Raw genomic sequence first — 647 nt, forward strand, 5'->3', positions numbered from 1 at the left:
CTGCAGGCCATCGCCACGGCACGGCGCCTGGGCGCGGTGGTCACCGCCACCGACGTGCGCCCGGCCGCCAAGGAACAGGTCGCCTCGCTCGGCGCCAAGTTCGTCGCCGTCGAGGACGAGGAATTCAAGCAGGCCGAGACATCAGCCGGCTATGCCAAGCCGATGTCGGCGGACTACCAGGCCAAGCAGGCCGCCCTGGTGGCCGAGCACATCAAGAAGCAGGACATCGTCATCACCACCGCTTTGATCCCCGGCCGGCCCGCCCCGCGCCTGGTCTCGGCCGAGATGGTGGCCAGCCTCAAGCCCGGCTCGGTGCTGGTCGACCTGGCGGTCGAGCGAGGCGGCAATGTCGAGGGCGCCCGCCCCGGCGAGGTCGTGGTCACGCCGGGCGGGGTCAAGATCATCGGCCATCTCAACGTGCCCGGCCGCCTGGCCGCCTCCGCCTCCTCACTCTATGCCCGCAACCTCTTCGCCTTCGTCGAGACGCTGGTCGACAAGAAGGAGAAGGTGCTGGCGCCCAATTGGGACGACGAGCTGGTCAAGGCCACCCTCCTCACCAAGGACGGGGCGGTGGTGCATCCTTCCTTCCAGCCGCAGCCGGCCTGACGGATCTTTGGCGGGCGGGTCTTCAGCGCCATCGAGAGATG

General features: G+C 69.1%; 1 pseudogene. It reads left to right on the forward strand.

The window, feature by feature from the left end:
- Window positions 1–606 (forward strand): annotated as a pseudogene (locus BA190_RS34960) (NAD(P)(+) transhydrogenase (Re/Si-specific) subunit alpha); the annotation flags it as partial.
- Window positions 607–647: the final 41 nt, after the last annotated feature.

The organism is Labrys sp. WJW (assembly GCF_001676615.1).
In the GTDB taxonomy this organism is placed as follows: domain Bacteria; phylum Pseudomonadota; class Alphaproteobacteria; order Rhizobiales; family Labraceae; genus Labrys; species Labrys sedimenti.